Genomic DNA, 23191 nt, shown 5'->3' on the forward strand with positions numbered 1-23191 from the left:
CGGCTTATGCAACAATGGAATGTTGTTTTGGGCCCGATTCCGTCGTATCGGGCGGCACGGACAGAGGAGGCGCGCATGGCGGACGGTTCGAACGTGACCACGGTGACGGTGAAGGTGAACCGTTTCACGCCGCGTGCGGAGCGTGAACGCGACCGGGCGAGGGGCGGCAGCCCGTTCGCCCGGCGCAAGTCGCCGTTCGGCGGATCGTCCGACGCGCCGGCGCGACGCCGCCCGCGCGGCAGGCAGTGGGTGCAGGAGTACACGGTCCCCGCCCGCCCGGAGGACACCGTTCTCGACTGCCTGCTCACCATCAAACGCACCATCGACCCGACGCTCGCCTTCCGCTATTCGTGCGGACACGGCATGTGCGGTTCGGATGCGGTGGCGATCAACGGCACGCCGAACCTGCTGTGCACGGCCACGTTGAAGGATTGGGCCAAGCATCCGAACCCGCTCTCCGAAGCGGACGACGACGGCTTCCGCCACACCGGCGACGCCGACGCGACCGACTCCCCCACCGACGATACGAGCCTCGGCGTCATCGAACTGGCCCCGCTCCCCGGATTCCCCGTGCAACGCGACCTCATCGCGGACATCGACCCGATGCTCGACCAGATCAGGAAGCTCAAGCCGTACCTGCAGGCGCAGGGCACGCTCGCCACCACCGCGGAAGGCAAGGTGGACGTGTTCGAATACCTCCAGCATCCGGAGGAGCTCGCGAAGTACGAGCAGCTGAGCAACTGCATCGCCTGCGGCGTGTGCGAGGGGTCCTGCCCCGTGTTCGCGGGCGGCGACGCGTTCATCGGCCCGGCGGCCCTCATCTGGGCGAGCAGGTTCGTCAACGATTCGCGTGACACGCAGGCCATGGCGCGCATGGACGCGATCGACACGGCGGACGGCGTGGCCGCATGCCAGTCGGTGCGCGCCTGCACCCGCCAATGCCCCCGCGGCATCGACGTGGGCGAGGAGATGTGGCAGATCGTGGCGAAGGTCCGCGAACGGTAGCCTCGGCCGCGGCCGCAGCAGCCGGCGGCGGAAAAGCACGCCCCGGGCGCGGAGGCACGGGAGCGCAGAACGGCACGCACCACGGAACCCGGTCCGCGGCCTGATTCGGGTCGACGGACCATTGTGAAGGAACGAACATGGATAAGACGCAATACATGAATCTGGCGAAGGCCTGGGAGTACGTGGAGGACCATGCCGTCTCCCGACAGACGCCGGCCATGGCGAGCATCCGTCAGACGGCGGAACGGGCCGGACTGCCGCAGTCGGGCGCTGCCCAGGCCGAGGCGCTGTCGATGCTGGTGCGCCTGATCGGCGCGAAATCCATCATCGCCGTGGGCACCGGTTCGGTGATGGACACGCTGGAGCTGGTCCGCGGGCTCGACGGGTCCGGACAGCTCACCGCCGTCGACTCCTCCACGCGCGGCATCGCCCTGATCCGCAAGGCCTTCGACGTGGTGCAGGATTCCACGGCGACGAAGCTGCGCGCCGTGAGCGCCCCCGTCGGCGTGTTCCTCCCCCGGCTCAACGGGCAGGACTATGACCTCATCGTCGTGTCCGGCGAGGCGTCCAACTACGCCGCCACCTACGAGCAGGCGTCGCGTCTGCTGCGCGGGCACGGCGTCATCGTGTTCACCGACATGCTCGCCATGGAGGGGCCGGACGCGGGCGCCGGCGTACTCGACCCGGCCGACCGTTCCGAGAAGGCCATGGCCATGCGCGAGCTGCTGGACACCGTCGAATCGGACGACCGGTTCCGCGCCACGCTCACGTCCATGGGCACCGGACTGCTCATCGCCGTCAAGAACTGACGTTTCTCAGACCGTCAGCGCGCTCGTCGCGACCTTCACGGCCTCGTCCACGTCGTCGGTCACCGTCACCAGACGCGGGTCCACGCCGGAGATCATGCCGCGTTCCTTCACCGGCCCGTCCAGCCAGTCGAACAGCCCGCTCCAGTAGTCGCGCCCGTACAGCACGACAGGCATGGACGCCACCTTGTGCGTCTGCACCAGGGTGAGCACCTCGAACATCTCGTCCAGGGTGCCGAATCCGCCCGGACACACGATGATGCCGGAGCTGTACTTCACGAACATGAGCTTGCGGACGAAGAAGTACCGGAAGCTCATGCCGAGGTTCACGTAGTCGTTGATGCCCTGCTCGTGCGGCAGTTCGATGCCGAGTCCCACCGACTTGCCGCCGGCGAGCGCCGCACCCTTGTTGGCGGCCTCCATGATGCCGGGTCCTCCCCCGGTGATGACCGCGGCGCCCGCATGCACGATGCCCGCGCCCATGCGTTCCGCGGCCGCGTAGTCGGGCGTGTCCGCGCCGGTGCGTGCCGAACCGAACACGGCGACGGCGGGGCCGAGTTCGGCGAGCGCGCCGAAGCCGTCGACGAATTCGCTTTGGATGCGCAGCACCCGCCAAGGATCCATGTGCAGCCAGTCGGTGCTTTCATCCGTCTTGAGCAGGTTGGCGGTGGTGCTGTCATGGGGGATCATGTCGCCGCGCATGATGACCGGGCCGCGATGGTAGGTCATGGCGTACGGCGTGTTGCCGGATTCGTTGCGAGAGTCGTCGTGCATACGGCGATTCTACCGCTTGGTCGACGTCGTGCGCCGGATGCGGATGTGTGGGGGCGGGACGCGACGTCGGCGTCGCCGGGACATCGTCGACGTCAGCGTGCCGCCTCGCGCTCGTAGCGTTTCGACTGCCGGCTGAGCAGCACGCCGGACAGGGCCGCGGCGATGAGCGATCCGACGAGCACGCCGAAGCGCGCCTCCGCGGACAGCTCCGGGTTGTCGTAGGCGAGCGAGGCGACGAGGAACGCCACGGTGAAGCCGATGCCGCATGCGCATGCGGCGGGGAACATGTCGCGCACGCGCAGACCCTTCGCCATCTTCAGGCCGAACACGTGCGTGGACAGCCATGCGGTGGCCATGATGCCCAGCGGCTTGCCGACGACGAGGGCGACGATGAGCGCGATGACGAGCGGCGAGAGCATGAGCGCGGGCGTGAGGGATTCGAAGTGGACGCCGGTGGCGAACAGGGCGAAGACGGGCAGGGCGAGCAGGGCGGAGAACGGCTGGAGCTTGGACGCGTACCGTTCGGCACGCGGAGTGATCTCTCCATGGATCTCGCGCGCGGGGGTGAGCAGGCCGACGAGCACGCCGGCCAGCGTGGGGTGCACGCCCGCTTCGAACATCATGGTCCAGGCGAGCACGCCCACGATGGCGACGAGCGGCCATGGCACGCGTCTGAGGCCCACGAGGAACGCCCAGACCGCCGCGCAGGCGGCGATGCCGATGAACCAGTACCAGGCGTTGAGCGAGGAGAAGAACACGGCGATGAGGACGATGGCGAGCAGGTCGTCCACGGTGGCGAGGGTCATGAGGAACGCGCGGATCGAGCCGGGCAGCGCCTTGGCGAACAGGGCGAGCACCGCCAGGGAGAAGGCGATGTCGGTGGCGGTGGGGACGGCCCAGCCGCGCGCCATCTCGCCGAACGGGATGACGCTGCCGGTGGTGGTGAGCACGAGGCCGCCTTCCGGGCCTGGGCCGTAGCGCGACATGAGCATGGTGGTCGCGAGGAACAGGATCGGCGGCATGATCATGCCGCCCACGGCGCACAGCATCGGCACGGCGGCGGCCTTCGGGTTGGCGAGCGATCCGGTGGTGAGCTCCTGTTTGAGGTCGAGCCCCACGGTGAGGAAGAAGATGGTGAGCAGGCCGTCCTGCGCCCAATGTCCGATGGGCAGGTCGATGTTGGTGTGCGGTATGGCGATCTGCGTCTCCGCGACCGTTTCGAACAGGTGCGCGGTGGCGGGCAGGTTCGCCAGGATCAGGCCGAGGAACGCGAATCCCAGCATGATGAGGCCGCAGAGGCGGTCGGAGGCCGCGATGCGGCGTAGCGTACGGCGGAGCCGTCCGTCGCGTCGCCTGCGTCCGTCACGTCCCGCCTGTCCGCCGTTCCGCGTCGTGTCCCGTTCCGTCATGGTGTGCCGCCTTCCACCGTTCCGTGGCGCCGATGACGCGTGCGCGCCTAGGCGAATGCGAATATTGGAAAAGCCCCCGACTCCATACGGAACCGAGGGCTTCAGCGTGCGCCGGACAGGATTCGAACCTGCGACCTGCTGATCCGTAGTCAGCTGCTCTAATCCGCTGGGCTACCGGCGCATACCGCGTGTATTAACCTCCTCGCGGCGAGGAGTGGTGCGCCGGACAGGATTCGAACCTGCGACCTGCTGATCCGTAGTCAGCTGCTCTAATCCGCTGGGCTACCGGCGCATGTTGCTTCAAGCAACTCGAGTTATATTACCCATTGTTTTTTGTTATGCAAGTCGGCGTGTCGCGCCGTGCCTCGCCGTGTGCCGCCATATGACGTCATGTCGCGTCACGCCGCACGCCGACGGCGCGGCTCCGCGGCGGCCGTCCCGTCCGTCACGAGCTTCGGTGCGCCCTCGCCGGTGACGGAGGCCCTGTCGACGATCACCTGCTTGACGTCCGGCATGCTGGGCAGCCGGAACATGGTGTCCTGCAGGGTGCGTTCGATGATGGTGCGCAGTCCGCGCGCGCCGGTCCCCTGCCGTATCGCGGTGGCGGCGATCTGGTGGACCGCCTCCTTGGTGAAGACCAGGTCGACGCCGTCCATGGCGAACAGCTTCATGTACTGTTTGACGAGCGCGTTGTTGGGTTCGGTGAGGATCCGTTCGAGGTCCTGCCCGTCCAGTTCGTCGAGCACGCTGATCACGGGGAGGCGTCCGATGAATTCGGGGAGCAGCCCGAATTCCGCCAGGTCGTCGGCGGTGACGTGTTCGAGCAGTTCGTTCTCCGGAATCGGATGCTCGCGCCAGGCGGCGCCAAAGCCGCTTTCGCGCGCGCCGAGCCTCGTCCTGATGATGTCCGGGAGCCCCACGAAGGCGCCGCCGCAGATGAAGAGGATGCCGCGCGTGTCGATCTGGATGGTCTCCTGGTCGCGGTGCTTGCGTGTGCCTTCGGCCGGAACGCTGGCGATGGTCCCTTCGAGGATCTTGAGGAGCGCCTGTTGGACGCCTTCGCCGGACACGTCGCGTGTGATGGACGTGTTCTCCCCGCTTTTGCGGGCGATCTTGTCGATTTCGTCGATGTAGACGATGCCGTGCTCCGCTTTGGACACGTCGCCGTCGGCCGCCTGGAGGAGACGCTGCAGCACGGTTTCGACGTCGTCGCCGACGTACCCGGCTTCGGTGAGGGTGGTCGCGTCGGTGATGACGAACGGCACGTGCATGACCGATGCGAGCGTCTGGGCGAGGTACGTCTTGCCGACTCCGGTCGGCCCCATGAGCAGGATGTTCGATTTGGCGACTTCGACGCCGGCGAGCGGGTCGCGGCGCCGTCCGCCGAGGGCGCGCCGGTGCGTCCGCTCGAGTTGCGTAGACTGCTCCTCGAGTTCCATGTTGACGCGCTTGTAGTGGTTGTATACGGCGACGGACAACGCCCGTTTGGCGGCCTGCTGGCCTACGACGAAACGGTCGAGGTATTCGTTGATACGCATGGGCGTGGGCAGTGCGAGCGTGTTGGCCGCGGCGTCCTTGCGTCGTTCCTCGGAGATGATGCCGACGCACAGTTCGATGCATTCGTCGCAGATGGCGGCGCCCTGGCCGGTGACGAGCTTGCGCACCTGATGTTCGGTCTTGCCGCAGAAGGTGCAGACCGGCACGTCGTCGCCGTAGCTCACCACACGCCCCATGCTTCCTCCTTGCCGCGATGTCCTGTTCTTCGGACCGCGCGTCACGGCCCTTTGGATAAGCGTACCCCCGGATCGTCCGATCCGGGGGTAGCGCCATGAGGGTTTCCGCGTTCGGCCGATCGCCTACTGGCGGTGCTCGAGCACCTCGTCGACGATGCCGTACTCCTTGGCTTCGCTCGCCGTGAGGAACGTGTCGACCTCGATGTCCTTGGCGATCTTCTCCTGGGACTGGCCGGTGTGCTTGGCGAGCGTCTTCTCGAGCCATTCGCGCATGCGCAGCATCTCGCGCGCCTGGATCTCGATCTCCGTGGCCTTGCCGAAGCCCTGGTCGATGGCCGGCTGGTGGATGAGCACGCGGGCGTTCGGCAGCATGAGGCGCTTGCCCTTAGTGCCGGCGGCCAGCAGAATGGCCGCGGCGGAGGCGGCCTGGCCGAGGCACACGGTCTGCACGTCGGGCTTGATGTACTGCATGGTGTCGTAGATCGCGGTCATGGCGGTCATCGAGCCGCCCGGCGAGTTGATGTACATCATCACGTCGCGGTTCGGGTCCTGGGATTCCAGCACGAGCAGCTGGGCCATGATGTCGTCGGCGGAGGTGTCGTCCACCTGCACGCCCATGAAGATGATGCGGTCCTCGAACAGGCGCGTGTACGGGTCCTGCCTCTTGAAGCCGTACGGGGTCTTCTCCTCGAACTGCGGCAGGATGTAACGGTTCTGCGGGTTGAACGCGGCTTCGCGGCGCGCGGCCGGCATGAAGCCGACGACGCCGGCGGGGCCGGCCAGACGGTCGGCGCGGGCGGCGAACTTCGCTTCCTCACTTGCCATGCTGCTCACTCTCCCTTCGTCATCGAATCGTGCGTGGTGATGATCTTGTCCACGAACCCGTACTCCAGCGCCTCGGTGGCGGTGAACCAGTGGTCGTACTCGTTGTCGCGGTAGATCTCCTCGACCGTGTGGCCGGTCTGTTCGGCGGTGAGCTCGCTCATGGTCTTCTTCATGTCCATGATGAGCTCGGCGTTGATGCGCACATCGGTGGTGGTGCCGCCGATGCCGCCGGAGGGCTGGTGCATGAGCACGCGGGCGTGCGAGGTCAGGAAGCGCTTGCCCTTGGTGCCGGAGCTCAGCAGGAACTGGCCCATGGAGGCGCACATGCCGAGGCCCACGGTCGCCACGTCGGGCTCGATGAGCTGCATGGTGTCGTAGATGGCCATGCCGGCGGTGATGGAACCGCCCGGCGAGTTGATGTACAGCCAGATGTCCTTCTTCGGGTCCTCCGCGGCCAGCATGAGCATCTGCGCGCAGATGCGGTTGGCCATGTCGTCCTTGACCTCCTCGCCCATCCAGATGATGCGGTCCTTGAGGAGCCGGTTGAAGATCGGATCGGCGAATCCGGCCGGCGCGTCCTCGCCCGCCATGGCCGGGAGGGTTGCAAGAGTGTCGCTCACCTTGTTCTCCATTTCGAATACTGTCATAGACAGTGTTCAAGCCTACCGCCTTCAAGCGACGGAGGGCGCGTTTCCGCCCGCTTTCGGCTCGACGCGTACTCGTGCACGCTCAGTCTCCCTCCGGCTTCAGAGCATTGGCCTCGACCTTGCGGATGCACATGATCAGATCCATCGCCTGAGCGGTGTCGAACAGTTTGAATATCGGCCGCGGCCTGTCGAATGGCGGTTTGGCGAGTTGCTCCGCTTCCAGGTATCCGTTGCGTTCGATGTATTCGACGATCATATGCAGGAAGCTGATTTGCGCCTGATTGAGCGTATGCGTGTTGATGAACGACGCGAACGCTTCCATCGCGGCCGTGTGGTCCAGTCTGCCGATACGGCGTACGAGCAGACCGAACGGCGTGTTGCCGTAAGCGGCCTGATACTGCTCTTTCGTGCCGAGCAGTTCGACGAGGATACGTTCGAGCTCGCTGTAATCGTCAGCGTTCACCGGCTGGTTGTGCCGAATCTTGTAGATGACGGGGTCATCTCCATGCTCGTTGATGTACCGGTTGACTTTGAGTTTGTAATCTTCGTAGTGTTCGGTGATGTCGAACGGCTCATTTTCGCTGCGTTCGATGAGCGGATCAGCCAGATCGGTGATGATTACTCGTCGGTTACCCGCATCCGCGAGGAATCGGATCAGTCCGCGCAAACGTAGGCGGATCTGTTCGAGTTCGCCAACCGGCATAGCACTCAGATACTGTTCGTCGTCGACGATCGCGTTGATGAGTTCGCGTTGTTCACTCACTTGTGGAATGGTCATGCGCTCATGCAATCGTGTGGCGATTGAGCGGATTTTCGTCGCGTACGCCGCAGTGGAGCGGCCGGCTGCGCTTTCGACCATCAGCGCGTACATGAGTGCGTCGAATCGCAATGCGGCCACGTCTGTTTCGTCATAGTGTGCCAGTGGTGCGAGCTCGCGCATGAGTTCGCGCACCTGCAGCTCATTGAGGGCGGCAAATGCGTTCGGCTTGCGGTAGCGTTCCACGTATTCGCGTTTGGCTCGCACTGCGACTTTGGTGGTATCCCATGAATTGATTTGCCCGCACAGGTCTTGAATAAGCGCATCTCGCCATTGCGTAATATGCGAATCGCTCGCGTATTCACCAGTTTGGAATGCTTGGATGAGCTGTGCTTTGCGTGCGAATACGCGTTCACTCACCGATGCGGAGGGTTTGTCTTCAACGGGATTGGTTTGTTCACGGAAGAATGCGAAGTTGCCGCAATAATCGAAAATTTTGAATCGACGTTTGCCAACGTATTCGCCGTCAATATTGTCTACGCAGTCGAGGTCCGCGCTCAAGCGGGTTCCACGGCCGATCATCTGCCAGAATTTGATTTTGGAACGTACTGTTTTGAAGAACACGAGGTTGACGATGTCGGGTACGTCAACACCGGTGTCCATCATGTCGACCGATACGGTGATTACCGGCAGTGGTTTGCGTTTGAATTCGGCGATGATGCTGTGCGCGTAATCGTCGCTGTGCAGTACGGTTTTGATGAAACCGTGCGCCGCTTCTTTGGGATAGCGTGCCGCGTAGCGTTCGACGATGTATCGCGCGTGCGCTTGATTGGCGGCGAAGATGATGGTTTTGCCGAGCCGTTCGCCACCGTTGGTTTTTATGCCATTATCGTGCAGATCTTCCAACACGGTGTCTACAGTGGCGGGGTTCATCACATACGTGTTGATTGCGGCTGCGTCAATATGTTCGGGCACATCACCATCGTCATTCTCATCATCAAGGTCGGGGTCGCCGAAGTCCTCCTCGTAACGTTCCTTGTCCTCGTCGGAGAGGTCGTCGTAGGTGATGCCTTCGTCCACGAATCTGGTTTTCGCTTCGACGTTGACGAACGGTACGAGCACGTTGTCGTTGAGCGCTTGCGCGTATTCGTATACGTAGGTGGGTACGCCGTGTTGCACTTGGAAGAAGTCGTACGTGTTGCGGTCTACTTCGTTGCGCGGCGTGGCGGTGAGTCCCACCATGAGCGCGTCGAAATGGTCGAAGATGACTTTGTATTTCTTGAAGATCGACCGGTGTGCTTCGTCGACGATGATGAGATCGAAGTGCCCGGCGGAGAAGACCGGTTTGTCGTCGGTGCCGGTTTCCGCGTCGATGGCGTTGATCATGGTCTGATAGGTGGAGAAGACGACGCGCGCATCGGTGTCGTGTTTGTTGTCACACAGATTGCAGAGCGACCAGTTTGGATAGTATTCGCCGTACGCGCTTTTTGCCTGGCTGACGAGTTCGATGCGGTCGGCGAGGAACAGCACGTTCTTGACCAGCCCGGCGCGCATGAGCACGTCGGTGAGCGCTGCGGACACACGGGTTTTGCCGGTGCCGGTGGCCATGACGAGCAGGCTGCGTCGCTGCCCTTGGTTGAGGTTGTCGCACACGGCTTGAATGGCTTCAAGCTGATAGTAACGTCCGTTGCCGCCGGCGACATCACGGTTGACGGGCACACTGGCCGGGTCGACAGCACTGCGGCGGCGGTTGATGATGCGCTGCAGGTCGTCCTGCGCGAAGACTTCGCCGACTTGACGGTAGGAGCCGTGATCGTCGTCGACGAAGTAGGTTTGATATCCGTTGGAAAGGAAAACGAGCGGCCGATAGCCGAATTGGCGTTCGAGGCAGTCGGCGTACAGGCGTGCTTGTTGGAGGCCTTTGGCCGGATCGTAGGCGGTGCGTTTGGCTTCGATGATGGCCAGTGGTCTGCCATCGCGCCCATTGAGCAGATAGTCGACGTAGCCTTTTTGGCCGGTGTTGCCTTCCATGCCGGTAACGGGATATTCGGCGATGACGTCGCGTCCCATATTCCAGCCGACCAGTTGCAGGTCGAGGTCGATGAAGCGGCGGCGGGTTTCCGCTTCGCTCAGTTCGTCGGCGGGCGTCTGCGGCATGGGCGGCTGTTCCGCCTTGCGTTCGGCGAGTTGGCCGCTGAGCGCACGTATTTGCGCTTCGAGTTCGGCGATCTGCTTGGTTTGCTCGCCGATTTGCGCCTCGTATTCCTTGCGGGCGGCATCCTCCTGCACTTTGCGCGCTTTGGCGGCGAGCACGCGACTGACAGCCGGTACTTGTTTGGGGTCGAAGATGCGCTTGACATAATGGCGCCCGTAGCAGTAGTCGATCCATTGGATGAACGCGAAGAGGATACGCAATGAGAACATCGCGTCTTCGCCTTTGAGCTGCGCGTTGCGATGGGCGGCCATGTTGCCGGCTTTGATGACGTATTGCAGGGATTCCCACAGGTGATTGTCGGCGAGCGCCGCGCGGAAGGTGGGTTCGTGGACAAGGGATTGCAGGTTGTCTTTGTATGGCGGCTTGATGGTGTCGTCGGCGGCGTACACCCATTTGACGGCGAGTTCGAACGCGCGTCGTGCAGCGAGCGCGCTGATGGTCGGTGACAGCGAGAGCGCCCGTTCCGCCTCCAGGCAGGCGTCGGCGAACATCACATAGTCATCCTGGCCTTGCAGAAACGAGAAGTTGGCCATATCAGCCTCCCTTATGCGCCACGTCACGGCATCCATCGTCGCCTATCCAACGCTATCGTACAACGTGCGGAATCATTACGTTCGACGATTCGTCCTTATCGATCGACACCAGCCAACACGTAAGAGTTTTCGAATATTTCGTTTATTGGTATGCTGATATGGCATTGCATGATTGCCATTACAGCTGAGAAGGAGGTCCATCATGGGAACACGCAGTCTTGCCAGCGATGCCACAACGTATATGCCCAACGCGGAGGATCGCCGTCGGCTTATGGATATCAAGGAAGCCCTGTCCCATATCGCACAGGGCACAAGGGAGACTTCCGACGCCGTGTTTGACGACATGTCCGACCAGCCGGATTTCCCTGTCGCGACGCTTAAGGTGCCCGGCTCTCCGGCACGACCGCTCACACCGGAGCTGGCGGATGTGCTGATGCAGGTCGCCGATCAATTAGCTCGCGGTCGAGCCGTGTTCGTGGCCCCGTATGACACAATGCTCACCACACAGGATGCAGCCGATTTCCTCGGTGTCTCACGCCCTACGCTGGTGAAGTTGTTGGAGGACGGCGTGATCCCGTTCGAAAAGGTCGGCCGCCACCGTCGCGTGCTGCTCGCCGACCTGCAGGAATACATGAATGTCCGGCATCACGACAATGTCGGCATGTTCGATGAGCTCGCCGCCGACGAAGACCCGAGGGAGACTCTAGACAACCCTCTGATCCCCTGACGGCATCACTAGACCGGCGTGAAAGGCGATTCATGAGTTTCCCCGTATTTTTCGACACGTGCAGCCTCTTCGGCGAGATCGTCAACGATTTGGTGCTTCGTCTCGCCGAAGAACGGTTTTTCACGCCCTATTGGTCGGAAACTGTACTCACGGAGCTCTATAGGAATCTTTCGCCGCGCATCGGAAAGGATAGGGCGAATCGACGCATCCGGGCAATGGAGTCTGCCTTCCCCGACGCGCTCGTTACCGGCTTCGACAGTCTGATCCCCATTATGACCTGCGACGCCAAGGACCGCCATGTGCTTGCAGCCGCCGATCACTCACCTGCACAGACATTGGTGACGTTCAATCTCAAGGATTTTCCGGATACATCTACCGCTCCTCTGCATATCGAGGTCAAACACCCGGATGATTTTCTGCTGGACGTGCTCGACCTCGATCCCGGACGGGTTGCACAGGTATGTTATGCGGCGCTCATCAGCTACAAGGCGTATCCGCAGACACCGGAGGATTACGCACACATGCTCCAACGATGCGGACTGCCTCGATTCGCCGAACGACTGTATCCGATTCTCGACGCGCTCTACGAACGAAGCTGACCGTAAGGACAGTCTGTTTTAGGCGAAGTAGCGTTGGGTGAGGCTGGCGTAGAGGGTGTTCAGCCGATCGAGCTGTTGGCGAATGGTGGTTTTGAGGGATTCCACCGACGCGACGAACTCGATATATTCCGTCTGCGCCGAAAGAGACGGTACTAGAACAGGCAATCCCTTAACATCTTTTTGATTGATACTTGCCTGTCCGATAGCTCGTTTTGCATGGTTTTCAAAATACTCTTTCGAATATTCAGACGTCATCTGCGCACACAGAAACTCCGGCAGCATTCGACTCTTATCAGCATGCAGTCGCATCATATTAGATTCAAAAACAACCGTCTCAGGCATGTTCTTAACTAGCATCGTCTTCCCCATGTAACCGACGCTGTTCACCCGATTAATAACGATGTCCCGTTCCTGAAGTCCATATCGCTTAACCTCCGCAGTATTACAGACAAGACGTTTCAAAGAACCATAATCAGGACCTTCACGACGGAAAGAATCAATTCGGACAATCGGGATTCCCGAACCGTCAGTCACATAGTCTTTCTGAGGTTTATACAACCCATTCGACGGCTGCACCGACAAAACATCGCCAAGATTGACAACCGACGCTCTATGAGGGTTCTCGGATGGATCACCGAACATCTCGATGAAGCGGGATTGGATGAGTTCGTCAGCTTTGGCGAGCATCTGCTCGGCAACTTTGATCTGTTCCTGAACAGCGCTCAGCTTCCGTACAATCTCCTTCTGTTCCTGCATATCAGGAACAACGATGGGCCATGCCTTGAGAATTTTCTGACTGATATTGGGTTGGGTCCCGGTATTGCTGGATTCTTTGAACTGCTGTCGTTGTGAACGAAGATAGTGAAACAAATACCAGCGATCAATGATCTCTGTTTTCGGTTTCGCAAAAGCGATCGCCTGTGATGTGCAGCATTCACGTCCAGCGATTCCCAGTTTCCCGATGGAAGCGTACATCGCAATCAGAACCGTTCCAGCCGGCACCACTTTTGCAGAGCTGTTATCAATGCCGGATGCCGTCAACGATTCCTTCGCGTCCATGACAATGTCATCATTCAAATCAGAGACCGACAGCCAAGGCACACCTTCGCCAAAGTATCCTGACATGCCGCGCTTAGGAGTACCGCCACTGCCCCATGTCGCAACGTCCTGAAGAGTCATCAACTTCCGCTCCCCCATCACTCACCATCCTTGGTAAGCATGGCGTCGAGGGCGTCGAGGCCGTCCACGAACTTGGCGTTCAAGCCGCGCAATTCGGCCATGAGCTGTCTCGTCGGCGGGTATTCCTTGCGCTCGTATTCGACCTTGACGTACTTGTTGAAGCTGAAGTCGTAGTCGTTGGCGGCGATGTCGTCGCGCGTCACCATAAAGCTCTGCTCGGTGCGCTCGCGAGCGCCTTCGGACTCGAGATCCTTCCAACGTGCGAGGATGTCGGGGATGTCGTTGTGCGTCGGGTCCTCGTCACGTTTGTCGTCGAGCGTGTAGCCGTCGTGTTCCATGTTGTACAGCCAGACCCTGTCGGTGCTGTTCGGCGCATCGGTTTTGGTGAACACGAGGATCGCGGTGTTCACTCCCGAATACGGTTTGAACACGCCGGACGGCATGTAGATGATCGCCTCGAGACGCTGATGGTCCACCAGTTCGCGGCGCAGTTCACGATACGCCTTTGCGTTGGAGCGGAATAGCACGCCGTTGGGCACGATGCACGCGCAGCGGCCGCCGAGCTTCAACATGCGCAGGAACAAAGCCACGAACAGCAGTTCGGTCTGTTTGGTTTCCACAATGGCTTTAAGCGAGTCGTCGATGTCTTCGACATCCACGGAACCGGTGAACGGCGGGTTGGCGAGAATCACGTCGAACCTGCTGCGGATCGTGTTCAACCTTGACAGGCTGTCTTGATTGCGGATGTCGGGGTGTTCGACGCCGTGCAGCAGCATGTTCATTGCAGCGATGCGTACCATTGTCTGGTCGGTGTCGAAGCCGGTGAATTGCTCGCCTTCGAACAGGTTCCACTGGTCGGCGCTCATCGTGTCGCCATAGGTGCGGCGAATCCATTCGGCCGCGGAAATCAGGAATCCCGCGGTGCCGCACGCCGGGTCGCCAATCATCTGGCCGGGCTTCGGGTCAAGGAGACCGACCATGAGGTCGCGAATATGCTTGGGCGTGCGGAACTGGCCGTTCGCACCGGCCGTGTTGAGCTTGCTCAGCATGTATTCGTACAGGTCACCCAGATCATCCTGGTCCTTGACGTAGTTCGTCAGCAGGTCATCAATGCCGGCGACCGCACGTTCGAGTGTCTTTGGCTTGTTGAAGCCGAACGAAGCATCCTCCATACTCTCGGCGAACGCGTTGCCCGTGTGCAGGGTCTTCAGGAATGGGAACACATGCTGACCGACGGTCGCGAACATCTGCTCGGCCGGTTCGTTCTTGAAATTATGCCAGCGCAGACGCTGGCCTTCGGGCGTATCCGGGAACGTGAGCTTGCCGACGGGAATACCGGTGAGCTGCGCCATCTGCTCGGCTTCGAGCTGCTTGTCGTCAAGCGACTTCATGAACATGAGGTAGGTGAGCTGGCTGATCACCTCGAGCGGATTGGTGATACCGCCCTCCCACATGCGCTGCCAGATGTCATCGACCTTGTTCTTCACAGCCCCGGTAATCATCCAACTCCTTTCCGGATTCTTTCACATGCTGCTCCCACTGTACCGTTTGCCGTTCATCGGCGCGACGAAACACTCCTGTCCAGCAGTCGGTGCGACAGGACGGCCGAAACGGCGACGGCCAATCCGACGGGAACGAAGAGCGTGATGGGGGCTTCGGTGAGCTCCATGACGAGGCACATGGCCATGAGCGGCGCCTGCTGGGAGGCGGAGAGCAGCGCGGCGGCGCCGATGAGCGCGCACACGCCCACCGGATCGCCGGGGAACGCGAACGACCAGAGGATGCCGAGCGTCGCGCCCAACGCGGCGCCGAGCGCGATGCCGGGCTGGAGCACGCCGCCGGACGCGCCGGAACGGATGGTGGCGAGCGTCGTCGCGGCCTTCACAAGGAACGTGACCGCCAGCAGCCCCACGAGCGACCAGACCTGAGCGGATCCCACGGTACCGGCGGAGCCGGCCATGCCGTCGAAGGCGAGCTGGGCGGCGGCGCGGCCGTTGCCCATCACCTGCGGCGCGAACACGGCGATCAGGCCGGTGACGAAACCGGCGAGCGGCATCTGCCACAGGAGCGCCGCACCCTTCGGCTGGTGCGCGGTCGCCCACGAGGAACCCTTACGGAACAACGCGCCGGCCGCACCGCATGCAACTCCGCACAGCAGGGCGAACAGCATGAGGCTCGGCGTATAGTCGGCGGTCATGCCGGCGACGGCGTAGAACGTGTGACGCCCCTTGACGAGCGAGGCGACGTACGCGGCCGTGGCGGACATGCCCAACGCGAACCCGACCTTCTCGAGCGTCACATCGGCGAGCAGGATCTCCACGGCGAAGAACATGCCGGCGAGCGGCGCATCGTAGACGCCGCCCAGGCCGGCGCCGGCGGCGACGGCGACGACCATGCGGCGGTCGGCGAGCCCTGCGGCGTCGCCCTCATGGCCGATATGGAACAGATCGCAGAAACGTTGGGCGAGCATCGCGCCGAGTTCGCGCGGCGCGACCTCACGGCCGATGGACGCGCCGGAACCGACGATGAAGATCTGGAGCACGACGTGCACGACGGTCTGCCACCAGGGCATCCGCTCCCCCGCGACCGCTTTCTTCACGGACGGCACCTTCGTCGTTTTCGTGCGCAACAGCCACCAGGCAAGACCCGCGAGCGACAGGCCGACGGTCACGGAGACGGCGCGACGCACGGCCGGCACGGCGAACGGACCGGGCGCGCCGGCACCCTCCACGTACCCGAGCATCACATGCTCGACGCCGTACAGCAGCAGCGTGAGCAGGCCGGCTCCCGCGCCGATCAGCGAGCCCAGCACGAGCGTCGCGGCGACGAGCCACAGCATCCGGTTGACACGGACGTCTTTCCACACCGTCATTGTTCCCTCCCCATCCGAAGCCATCCGAAACCATCTGCAGTTGGTCCGACCGAAACCATACCGATAAACCGCCCCGGCGATGGGCGGCCACGGTCCACGCGGCGTCGCCGCATAACGAAACGGAGGCTTGGAACCCAAGGGTTCCAAGCCTCCGTGCATCACATCACGCTACTGCGCGGCTGGGCTCACTCGCCGTCCTTGGCGGACAGCTCGTCGGCCACGGCGGCGGCGGCGGAAGCGGCCTCGACGGACTCGGCCTCTTCGTCTTCGGCGGCCTCGCCGAGGAAGGCGGACAGGTCGACCTCTTCACCGTTGGCGGTGAACTTGACGGCGCGCATGCCGGCGAGCAGGCCCTTGGAACGACCGACCTCCTGCACGGCGGAGCCGAGCTGGCCGTTCTTGATGATGGCCTGGATGAAGGCGTTCGGGTCCATGCCGTACTGCTGGGCGATGGAGGCGAGGAAGTTGAACACGTCGGCCTGGGAGACCTGGACGTCCATCTTCTCGGCGAGGGTGTCGAGCAGGATCTGGTCCTTGAGCTCCTTCTCGGCGCCCTCCTCGGCCTGCTGCTTCTGCTCGTCGGTGGCCTTCTCCGGATCCGGGGTCAGGCCCTTGAGGTGCTCCTCGACGGCAGCGGCCTTCACGCCCTTCGGCACCGGGATCTCGAGGCCTTCGGCCAGCTTGGCCAGGAAGGCGTCGCGGGCCTCGGTGGCCTGACGGCCCTTGGCGTCCTCGCCGGCGGCCTTGCGGATGTCGGCCTTGAGCTCGTCGAGGGTGTCGAACTCGGAGGCCTCCTGGGCGAAGTCGTCGTTGAGCTCCGGGAGCTCCTCGGCCTTCACGGAGTTGACCTTCACCTTCACGGTGGCCTTCTGACCCTCGTGCTCGCCGGCCTCCAGCGTGCCTTCGAAGGTGGTCTCCTCGCCGGCGGACAGGCCTTCGAGGGCCTCATCCAGACCGTCGAGCATGGTGTTGGAGCCGAGCTCGTAGCTCACGCCCTCCTGGGAGTCGACGACCTCGCCGTCGATCTCGGCGGACAGGTCGATGTTCGCGTAGTCGCCCTTGGCGGCCGGACGGTCGACGCCCACGAGGGTGCCGAAGCGCTGGCGCAGGGTCTCGAGGCGCTTGTCGACGTCTTCATCGGTGACCTCCGGTGCGGCGATGGCGATCTCCATGCCTTCGATCTCCGGCAGTTCGATGTCGGGGCGACGCTCCACGGTGGCGGTGAACTTGAGCTTCTTCTCGTCCTTGGCGGATTCCGGCACGTCCACGACGTCGAACTCCGGCTGGGCCATCGGGTGGATCTTCTTCTCCTCGAGGGCCTTGGAGTACAGCTCCGGCACGCCTTCGTTGACGGCCTCGCCGGCGACGGCGCCGAAGCCGAAACGCTGGTCGATGAGCTTGCCCGGAACGTGGCCCTTGCGGAAGCCCGGCACGTTCACCTGCTTGGCGATGTCCTTGCGGGCGGCATCGAGGTACGGGTCGAACTCCTCCGGCTCGACGGTGATGGTGAGCTTCACCTTGGTGGGTTCGAGGTTACGAACGCTGATCTTCACGCTAAACGCTCCTGAAAAGTCGTTGTGTTCTTATATCTGCCCGAAGGCAACCGTCACAGTATAACGCGTTCCACGGACGCTGCAATGAGCCGCACCTGCCAGCGCCGTGCACCCTGCTCCGTGAGGAACTCCGCCACGTCGCGCGTCTCCGGCTCGTCCGTCCAGCACAGGTTGCGGATGATCTGGGGGTTGACGATGATCTCCACCGGGGTGCGCGTGTCCTCGGCGATCTGGTTAACCACGCTCCGCACGCGCTTGAGGCGCTCCATCCGCTCCGGGTGCCGCTCCCACTGCTTGTTCGAGCGGGGCGCGTTGGCGGCGGGACCGTCCTTGGGGTCGCGGCCGCCGGGCGTCGACGGCAGTTCGGATGCGGGCAGTGCGAGCGCCTCCTGGATGACGGTCTTCCACAGGGACGGCTTCACCGAGCGCTGGATGGGCGCGTAGCGTTCGAACATCTTGTCCTGCTCGCTGCCGGTGTGCATGCGCACGCGCTCGTTGAGGCAGCGCACGGCGCGGAACTCGCGCGCGTTGCGCGGCTTGCGCTTCGCCGCCTCGATGATCGACGAGTCCTCGAGCAGCAGGGGCGGGGAGATGTCGTAGCGGCGGGCCAGCTCGTCGCGCTTCGTCCACAGGGCGCGTGCGACGGCGAGGGCGCGCGGGTCGCGGATGATCTCGGTGATGTGGGAGATGCGCAGCCATGGCACCGGATGCTCGTGGCGAGGCCTGCCTGACGTGCCTTCGGCGAGGATGTGCGCGAACTCCTCCTCGGCCCATTCCTCCTTGCCGGCCCGCCTGAGGTCGGCGCGCATGAGTTCCTCGAGTTCGATGAGCTCCTCGACGTCGAGCGCGGCGTAGTTGCGCCAATCGCGCGGTAGCGGGCGATACGACCAGTCGGCCGCGGAATGCTCCTTGGCGAGGACGAGCCCGAGATAGTGTTCGGTGACGGCGGCGAGGCCGAACCGGTGCAGTCCGAGCAGGCGAGCGGCCATCTCGGTGTCGAAGAGGCGCTTCGGCGTCAATCCGATGTCGATGAAGCCGGGCAGGTCCATCATCGCGTCGTGGATGATCCATTCGGCATCGCCCACGGCCGTGTTGAACGTATGCCAGCTGACGCCCGCCTTGGTGAGCGCCACCGGGTCGAGCAGGATGATGCCGGAGTCGCCGCGTTTGAATTGGATGAGCCAATCCTCGTGCCCGTAGCGGAATCCGGACGCGCGTTCGGCGTCCGCGGCCAGCGGGCCGGATGCCGAGGCGAGCGCCACGCAGGCGTCCCGGTATCCTTCGCGGGTGTCGGTGACGTCCGGCACTCCCCCGCGTGGTTCGTTGAGCAGGCGTGGCTCCAGATTGCGTTCAATCAACAATGTCATCCTCGTCGAAACGGATGGTGGACCTGATGAACCGGGCCCAGTCGCCGACGGTCGCGCCGGCGTCGAACATCCCTCCGGGCTCGGTCACCGGAGTGAAGGATACACGTATCTCGCAACCTGCGGAATCGTCCACGCCGAGCGAGCCGAACGTCGTGTTCTGGGTGACGGTGACGGTGCCTCCCATGCTGTCGCGGCGGACGCCCCCCATGCGTCGGCACAGGTCGTCCCAGTACATGTCCGGCGCGAGCGACGTGTTCTCCTTCGGCTCGAGCGGGATGGCGGCGAAGGCCACGCAACGCCAGCGCGACCCCCAATCGTCGCGGGGCTCCCTCGCGTGCAGCAGCATGATCCAGCCCGAGGCGTGGGGCGACCTGTCGGACCGCGTCTCCATCGACACGCCGATGCCGTAGTCCGCCAGGGTCTGCGGCACCGGTATCTCCCGGTACTCCATGTCCTCGAGCCGGTCCATGACGCGCACCGATTCGACGGCGTTCCAGACGTCGTCGGGCACGCCGTCGGGGCGTTCCGGCAGCGGCGTACGGGAGTCGACGCCGTCCGCCGTCCGCGGTTCCACGCCTATGGGGAATGCGTAAATGTCGGCCATGTCTCCAGCGTAAGGGCGTTCGCGCCGTTTCGGGGTATCGGCACGCGGGAGGCCGGTCAGTAGACGGTGAAGCCGTGCGATTCGAACTGTTTGACGACGCGTTCGCGCAGCGCCGCGTTCGGCCCCTTCTGGTTCTCCAGCGGGTACGGGATGCGCAGCTCGTGCCACTTGGGGCGTCCGAGCTGATGGAATCCGAGCACGTCGATGTGTTCGACGGCGTCGCCGAAGCTTTCGCAGATGCGGGCGACGTTCTCGACGTTCTCCTCGGCGTCGGTGAGGCCCGGCACGAGCACGAACCGCACCCAGATCTTCTTGCCGGCCTTGGAGATGCGCCGGCCGAAGTCGATGGTGGGCTGCAGCACGCCGCCGGTGACCTTGTGGTAGGTCTCCTCGTCGCCGGATTTGACGTCGAGCAGGCACAGGTCGATGTCCTCGAGCATCTCATCGGTGTAGTTCTCGTTGAGGAATCCGGAGGTGTCGAGGCAGGTGTGCACGCCCATCTCCTTGGCGGCGTGGAACACGCGGGAGACGAACGCGGGCTGCATCATCGATTCGCCGCCGGAGAAGGTGATGCCGCCGCGCGTGGCTTTGAACAGGTCCTTGTAGCGGTCGACCTTCTTGATCATCGCCTCGAGCGTGACGGGCTTGCCGTCGCGCATCTTCCAGGTGTCGGGGTTCTGGCAGTACTGGCAGCGCAGCGGGCAGCCGCTCATGAAGACGGTCATACGGGTGCCCGGTCCGTCGACGGACGTGTTGATGTCCCACGAGTGGACGAAGCCGATGTCGCCGGACCGCAGTGCGGCGATGCGGTCCCGTCGGTCCAGCCCGATGGGCGATTCGAAGCCGGACAGACCGCCCATGAGGGTCTGCTTGGCGTAGGTCTTGGATGCGCGCAGCATATGGCGCGTGGTGGTGCGGAACTGGGTGTCGGGCATCGTCGTCCTCCTGTTCCTGGTGATGCGAGGGAAGGATGTTGGTCGTATGTTGATGGTCATGATGAAGGGGTGGGACGAATCCCACCCCTTCATCATCGTTCTACCGCTTCACGCGGTCGCTGTCTGCGACGGAGATCAGTCGGTGACGGCGCCCTGGTGGAAGGTGCGGGAGATCACGTCGAGCTGCTGCTCCTTGGTGAGCTTGACGAAGTTCACCGCGTAGCCGGAGACGCGCACGGTCAGGTGCGGGTACTTCTCCGGGTGCTCGACGGCGTCCTCCATGGTCTCCTTGCGCAGCACGTTGATGTTCGCGTGGTAGAGGCCGTGGCCGTTGCCGGCGTCGAGGATGCCGACGAGGTTGCCGATGCGCTCCTGCTCGTCGCGGCCGAGGCCATCAGGGGTGATGGTGTTGGTCAGCGAGATGCCGTCGAGCGCGTCGTTGTAGTCGATCTTGCCGACGGAGAACATGGACGGCAGCATGCCGTGGGAGTCCATGCCGTTCTCCGGGTTGGCGCCCGGGGCGTACGGGGTGCCCTTCTTGTGGCCGGACGGGAAGGAACCGGTGTTCTTGCCGTACTCCACGTTGGAGGTGATCGTCAGGATGGACTGGGTCGGGACGGCGCCGCGGTAGACCGGCAGGCGCTTGACCTGGCCCATGACCGTGGAGACGACCCACTTGGCGATGTCGTCGGCGCGGTCGTCGTCGTTGCCGTAGATCGGGAACTCGCCCTCGGTGCGGTAGCCCACGACCAGGTCGTCGTCGGCGCCCTCGACGTACTCGTACTCGTGGCCCTCGAGGGTCTTGGCCTCGGCGTTGGTGATCGGGTACACCTTGGCGTACTTGATCGCGGCGAGGGAGTCGGCGGCGATGGACAGACCGGACATGCCGCAACCCAGGGTGCGGTACACCTCCTTGTCGTGCAGGGCCATCTCGATGGACTCGTACGCGTACTTATCGTGCATGTAGTGGATGATGTTCAGCGCCATCACGTAGGTCTCGGACAGCCATTCGAGAGCCTTCTCGTAGTTGTTCTTGACCTTCTCGTAGTCCAGGGTGCCGTCGGCCTCCGGGAGGATCGGGTCGATGACGCCCTTGTCGATGACCTGCATGCCGGTCATCTCGTCGCGGCCGCCGTTGATCGCGTACAGCAGCGCCTTGGCGGAGTTCACGCGGGCGGCGAAGAACTGCATCTGCTTGCCGACGCGCATCGGGGAGACGCAGCAGGCGATGGCCGCGTCGTCGCCCCAGTGGCCGCGGATCTCACGGTCGGACTCGTACTGGATGGCGGAGGTGTCGATGGAGATCTTGGCGCAGAAGCGCTTGTAGCCTTCCGGCAGCTTCGGATCCCAGAAGATGGTGATGTTCGGCTCCGGGCCGGGTCCGAGGTGCTCGAGGGTCAGGGTGTTGAGCAGACGGAACGAGGTCTTGGTGACCAGCGGACGGCCGTCGTCGCCGAAGCCGGCGTCGGACCAGGTCGCCCAGTAGGGGTCGCCGGAGAAGATGGCGTCGTAGTCCTTGGTGCGCAGGAAGCGGACGATGCGCAGCTTCATGACGATGTTGTCGATGAGCTCCTGGGCGTCGGTCTCGGTGATCTTGCCGGCCTGGAGGTCGCGCTCGATGTAGCAGTCGAGGAACGCGGAGTTGCGGCCGAAGGACATGGCGGCACCGTCCTGGGACTTGATGGAGGCGAGGTAGCCCATGTAGGTCCACTGCACGGCCTCCTGGGCGGTCTGGGCCGGACGGGTCAGGTCGAGGCCATACTCGTTGCCGAGGTTGATGAGCTGCTTGAGGGCCTTGATCTGCTCGTCGTGCTCCTCACGGAAGCGGATCCAGTGCTCGATCTCCGGCTCGGTGAAGTCGTTGCGGTACGGCACGGAGTCCTTGTCGCGCTTCTTGAAGGCGATGAGCTTGTTCACGCCGTACAGGGCCACGCGGCGGTAGTCGCCGATGATGCGGCCGCGGCCGTAGGCGTCCGGCAGGCCGGTGAGGATCTTGTTGTGGCGGGCCACCTTGATCTGCTTGGTGTACACGCCGAAGACACCGTCGTTGTGGGTCTTGCGGTACTTGGTGAAGATCTTCTTGATCTCCGGGTCCGGCTCCTTGCCGGCCTCGCGGATGGCCTGCTCGACCATGCGCCAGCCGCCGTTCGGCATCATCGCGCGCTTGCAGGGGACGTCGGTCTGCAGGCCGACGATCACGTTGTCGACCTCCGGGGAGTCGATGTAGCCGGCCGGGAAGGCATCGATGCCAGCCGGGGTGTGGGTGTCCACGTCATAGACGCGCTGCTTGCGCTCGACGGCCAGGTAGTTGTCGTCGAGGTACTTCCACAGGTGCTTGGTCTTCTCGGTGGCCGGGGCGAGGAAGCTCTCGTCGCCGGTGTACGGGGTGTAGTTCTTCTGGATGAAGTCGCGGACATCGATGTCCTTCTGCCAGTTGCCGCCCTCGAAGCCGGCCCACGCCTTCGCGTCGAGCTCTTCCGCGGTCAGTGCAGCAGATTCAACAGCTGTCATTTCCACTCCTTGGTGTTGTATCTTGTTGCCGACGCACCTTCGTCGTCGTTGGTTTTAAGTCTAGCTGTACGTATCTGGCAAAAGGTTCAAAAAGCGCGTGAGCTATATCACATTGCGTTATCGTTCACACGACTTACCGG

At 63.2% G+C, this 23191-nt stretch carries 18 protein-coding genes and 2 tRNA genes; 4 read left to right on the forward strand and 16 right to left on the reverse strand.

Annotated elements, in window-relative coordinates; genetic code table 11:
• Positions 1-75 precede the first annotated feature (75 nt).
• Both KIH78_RS01640 and KIH78_RS01645 read left to right on the forward strand, forming a co-directional pair.
• Positions 76-1005: a succinate dehydrogenase/fumarate reductase iron-sulfur subunit gene (locus KIH78_RS01640; RefSeq protein ID WP_219130952.1), complete on the forward strand. Its 930-nt coding sequence runs from the start codon at positions 76-78 to the stop codon at positions 1003-1005.
• Between the two features lie 137 nt (positions 1006-1142).
• Entirely contained in the window at positions 1143-1814 is a 672-nt protein-coding gene (locus KIH78_RS01645) for an O-methyltransferase (RefSeq protein WP_214314845.1), read from the forward strand.
• Positions 1815-1820: 6 nt separating this feature from the next.
• Here KIH78_RS01645 and KIH78_RS01650 read toward each other — a convergent pair whose 3' ends face one another.
• The 8 genes from KIH78_RS01650 to KIH78_RS01685 all read right to left on the reverse strand — a co-directional run bounded on the left by KIH78_RS01650 (position 1821) and on the right by KIH78_RS01685 (position 10704).
• Positions 1821-2585, reverse strand: coding sequence for an LOG family protein (locus KIH78_RS01650; RefSeq protein ID WP_219130953.1), 765 nt, complete (start codon positions 2583-2585; stop codon positions 1821-1823).
• A 92-nt stretch (positions 2586-2677) separates the two neighbouring features.
• Complete coding sequence (locus KIH78_RS01655; RefSeq protein WP_236034354.1) at positions 2678-3868, reverse strand: Na+/H+ antiporter NhaA; 1191 nt, start codon at positions 3866-3868, stop codon at positions 2678-2680.
• A gap of 233 nt (positions 3869-4101) precedes the next feature.
• A tRNA-Arg gene (locus KIH78_RS01660) sits at positions 4102-4175 on the reverse strand.
• Positions 4176-4209: 34 nt separating this feature from the next.
• A tRNA-Arg gene (locus tag KIH78_RS01665) sits at positions 4210-4286 on the reverse strand.
• A gap of 106 nt (positions 4287-4392) precedes the next feature.
• Complete coding sequence (gene clpX, locus KIH78_RS01670) at positions 4393-5727, reverse strand: ATP-dependent Clp protease ATP-binding subunit ClpX (protein ID WP_214314832.1); 1335 nt, start codon at positions 5725-5727, stop codon at positions 4393-4395.
• Between the two features lie 123 nt (positions 5728-5850).
• Positions 5851-6552: an ATP-dependent Clp protease proteolytic subunit gene (locus KIH78_RS01675; protein ID WP_214314830.1), complete on the reverse strand. Its 702-nt coding sequence runs from the start codon at positions 6550-6552 to the stop codon at positions 5851-5853.
• A 5-nt stretch (positions 6553-6557) separates the two neighbouring features.
• Entirely contained in the window at positions 6558-7172 is a 615-nt protein-coding gene (locus tag KIH78_RS01680; protein WP_214314828.1) for an ATP-dependent Clp protease proteolytic subunit, read from the reverse strand.
• A gap of 109 nt (positions 7173-7281) precedes the next feature.
• The gene (locus KIH78_RS01685) at positions 7282-10704 is read right to left on the reverse strand and encodes a DEAD/DEAH box helicase family protein (RefSeq protein ID WP_219130955.1); all 3423 of its coding nucleotides are present in this window, start codon (positions 10702-10704) and stop codon (positions 7282-7284) included.
• Positions 10705-10906: 202 nt separating this feature from the next.
• Between KIH78_RS01685 and KIH78_RS01690 the strand changes: the two genes are divergently transcribed.
• Together KIH78_RS01690 and KIH78_RS01695 are read left to right on the forward strand one after the other, a co-directional pair.
• Positions 10907-11431, forward strand: coding sequence for a helix-turn-helix domain-containing protein (locus KIH78_RS01690; RefSeq protein ID WP_219130956.1), 525 nt, complete (start codon positions 10907-10909; stop codon positions 11429-11431).
• 32 nt (positions 11432-11463) lie between these two features.
• The gene (locus tag KIH78_RS01695; protein WP_219130957.1) at positions 11464-12030 is read left to right on the forward strand and encodes a PIN domain-containing protein; all 567 of its coding nucleotides are present in this window, start codon (positions 11464-11466) and stop codon (positions 12028-12030) included.
• 18 nt (positions 12031-12048) lie between these two features.
• On the opposite strand, the gene KIH78_RS01700 is transcribed toward KIH78_RS01695, so the two are convergent.
• The 8 genes from KIH78_RS01700 to pflB form a co-directional block, all read right to left on the reverse strand.
• Positions 12049-13227: a restriction endonuclease subunit S gene (locus KIH78_RS01700; protein ID WP_219130958.1), complete on the reverse strand. Its 1179-nt coding sequence runs from the start codon at positions 13225-13227 to the stop codon at positions 12049-12051.
• Entirely contained in the window at positions 13227-14711 is a 1485-nt protein-coding gene (locus KIH78_RS01705) for a class I SAM-dependent DNA methyltransferase (RefSeq protein WP_219130959.1), read from the reverse strand. The genes KIH78_RS01700 and KIH78_RS01705 overlap by 1 nt, the downstream gene beginning before the upstream one ends.
• A gap of 53 nt (positions 14712-14764) precedes the next feature.
• Positions 14765-16081 (reverse strand): chloride channel protein, encoded by a 1317-nt coding sequence (locus KIH78_RS01710; protein WP_219130960.1) that lies wholly within the window; start codon positions 16079-16081, stop codon positions 14765-14767.
• Positions 16082-16266: 185 nt separating this feature from the next.
• A complete protein-coding gene (tig, locus tag KIH78_RS01715; RefSeq protein ID WP_219130961.1) occupies positions 16267-17634 on the reverse strand; it encodes a trigger factor in 1368 nt (455 codons plus the stop codon).
• A 53-nt stretch (positions 17635-17687) separates the two neighbouring features.
• Positions 17688-19001, reverse strand: coding sequence for an HRDC domain-containing protein (locus KIH78_RS01720; RefSeq protein ID WP_219130962.1), 1314 nt, complete (start codon positions 18999-19001; stop codon positions 17688-17690).
• A complete protein-coding gene (locus KIH78_RS01725) occupies positions 18985-19605 on the reverse strand; it encodes a DUF3000 family protein (RefSeq protein ID WP_219130963.1) in 621 nt (206 codons plus the stop codon). The genes KIH78_RS01720 and KIH78_RS01725 overlap by 17 nt, the downstream gene beginning before the upstream one ends.
• Before the next feature lie 56 nt (positions 19606-19661).
• The gene (pflA, locus tag KIH78_RS01730) at positions 19662-20540 is read right to left on the reverse strand and encodes a pyruvate formate-lyase-activating protein (protein WP_219130964.1); all 879 of its coding nucleotides are present in this window, start codon (positions 20538-20540) and stop codon (positions 19662-19664) included.
• A 135-nt stretch (positions 20541-20675) separates the two neighbouring features.
• Entirely contained in the window at positions 20676-23051 is a 2376-nt protein-coding gene (pflB, locus tag KIH78_RS01735) for a formate C-acetyltransferase (RefSeq protein ID WP_214314814.1), read from the reverse strand.
• Between the last annotated feature and the right edge of the window lie 140 nt (positions 23052-23191).

This window comes from Bifidobacterium saguinibicoloris, assembly GCF_019331725.1.
GTDB classification, from domain to species: Bacteria; Actinomycetota; Actinomycetes; order Actinomycetales; family Bifidobacteriaceae; genus Bifidobacterium; species Bifidobacterium saguinibicoloris.

Coding starts and splice junctions, on each gene's coding strand:
- KIH78_RS01695 (WP_219130957.1), top strand. CDS start 11,464: ATGAGTTTCCCCGTATTTTTCGACACGTGCAGCCTCTTCGGCGAGATC.
- KIH78_RS01650 (WP_219130953.1), bottom strand. CDS start 2,585: ATGCACGACGACTCTCGCAACGAATCCGGCAACACGCCGTACGCCATG.
- pflA (WP_219130964.1), bottom strand. CDS start 20,540: ATGCCCGACACCCAGTTCCGCACCACCACGCGCCATATGCTGCGCGCA.
- KIH78_RS01690 (WP_219130956.1), top strand. CDS start 10,907: ATGGGAACACGCAGTCTTGCCAGCGATGCCACAACGTATATGCCCAAC.
- KIH78_RS01645 (WP_214314845.1), top strand. CDS start 1,143: ATGGATAAGACGCAATACATGAATCTGGCGAAGGCCTGGGAGTACGTG.
- KIH78_RS01710 (WP_219130960.1), bottom strand. CDS start 16,081: ATGACGGTGTGGAAAGACGTCCGTGTCAACCGGATGCTGTGGCTCGTC.
- KIH78_RS01720 (WP_219130962.1), bottom strand. CDS start 19,001: ATGACATTGTTGATTGAACGCAATCTGGAGCCACGCCTGCTCAACGAA.
- KIH78_RS01675 (WP_214314830.1), bottom strand. CDS start 6,552: ATGGCAAGTGAGGAAGCGAAGTTCGCCGCCCGCGCCGACCGTCTGGCC.
- KIH78_RS01705 (WP_219130959.1), bottom strand. CDS start 14,711: ATGATTACCGGGGCTGTGAAGAACAAGGTCGATGACATCTGGCAGCGC.
- KIH78_RS01640 (WP_219130952.1), top strand. CDS start 76: ATGGCGGACGGTTCGAACGTGACCACGGTGACGGTGAAGGTGAACCGT.
- KIH78_RS01655 (WP_236034354.1), bottom strand. CDS start 3,868: ATGCTGGGATTCGCGTTCCTCGGCCTGATCCTGGCGAACCTGCCCGCC.
- KIH78_RS01700 (WP_219130958.1), bottom strand. CDS start 13,227: ATGGGGGAGCGGAAGTTGATGACTCTTCAGGACGTTGCGACATGGGGC.
- pflB (WP_214314814.1), bottom strand. CDS start 23,051: ATGACAGCTGTTGAATCTGCTGCACTGACCGCGGAAGAGCTCGACGCG.
- KIH78_RS01725 (WP_219130963.1), bottom strand. CDS start 19,605: ATGGCCGACATTTACGCATTCCCCATAGGCGTGGAACCGCGGACGGCG.
- KIH78_RS01685 (WP_219130955.1), bottom strand. CDS start 10,704: ATGGCCAACTTCTCGTTTCTGCAAGGCCAGGATGACTATGTGATGTTC.
- clpX (WP_214314832.1), bottom strand. CDS start 5,727: ATGGGGCGTGTGGTGAGCTACGGCGACGACGTGCCGGTCTGCACCTTC.